We start from the raw sequence: 1,034 nt of genomic DNA, 5'->3' as shown, positions 1-1,034 counted from the left end.
GTCATCACGCACGACCAGGCTGACACCCGGCGCCGGGGACCGACCATCGTCGGCCGGTCCCCGGCCCACCGGACAGCCCTGCACGACGTCCCTGCCGCGACAGCCGGCACGACGACCCAGCCCTGACCCACTCCGTCCGTGCACCGGGCGCGCCCGCGCGCGCCCACGGCGGCCCAGCCCCAAGGAGAACCATGAGCACGACCATGTCCCCGTCCGTGCGTGACGGCGAGGCCCGCGGCCTCCTGCGGCTGCTGGGCCGCAGCGTGCAGACGAAGATCCTCGCGCCGGTGTTCCTGCTGGCGGTCGTCGCCGTCGGCACCGGCGTCTACGCGCTGCTGTCGCTGCAGGCCACGCAGACCGACGTCGCGAACGTCGCCCGCGCGCAGACCGAGGTCAGCCAGCCGCTGCAGTTCGTCCACCAGAACCAGCTCAAGGCGCGCATGATCATCGCCCAGCTCGCCGCCACGGCCGACGACGAGGTCGAGGCCGAGTGGCTCGCCAAGCAGCGCGAGAACGACGCCGAGGTCGATGCGGGGATCGCCCAGTTCGACGCCACCGCGTTCGCGTCCGACCCGGACTGGCTGGCGTTCAAGGAGACGTTCGCCGAGTGGCGCCAGGTGCGCGACCAGCAGATCGTGCCGATCGCGCAGAGCGACGACCAGCAGGCGTACCAGGAGATCCTGGGCACCGTCTCGCAGCCGCTGATCGACAGCTTCGTCGCGAACCTCGACGGGCTCAACGCGACCATCGCCGCGCACCAGCAGGGCGTCGCGGACGGCGCCGCCGACCGCGTCGCGCGCGCCGTCGTGATCCTCGCGGTCGTGCTCGTGGCCGGCCTCGTGGTCGCGCTCGTCGTCGCCGTGCTCACGGCGCGCGGCGTGCGGCGCTCCGCCACGGCCGTCCAGCGCTCGCTCGAGGCCATGGCCGGCGGCGACTTCACGGTCCCGGCCGACGTGCGCACGCACGACGAGCTCGGCGCCACGGCCCGCTCGCTCGGCGTGGCCCAGGCGTCGGTGCGCAACACCCTGGCGGAT

1 protein-coding gene is annotated in these 1,034 nt (G+C 73.8%); it reads left to right on the top strand.

The genetic code is table 11. The annotated features are described in order from the left end of the window. Nucleotides 1-191: 191 nt before the first annotated feature. Nucleotides 192-1,034: MCP four helix bundle domain-containing protein (locus U5M74_RS16170; RefSeq protein ID WP_410909944.1), on the top strand; the 843-nt coding region annotated here is incomplete at its 3' end.

It is taken from the genome of Puerhibacterium sp. TATVAM-FAB25, from assembly GCF_046535855.1.
GTDB lineage: Bacteria > Actinomycetota > Actinomycetes > Actinomycetales > Cellulomonadaceae > Puerhibacterium > Puerhibacterium variabilis_A.
This window is presented reverse-complemented; position numbering and strand designations above follow the sequence as displayed.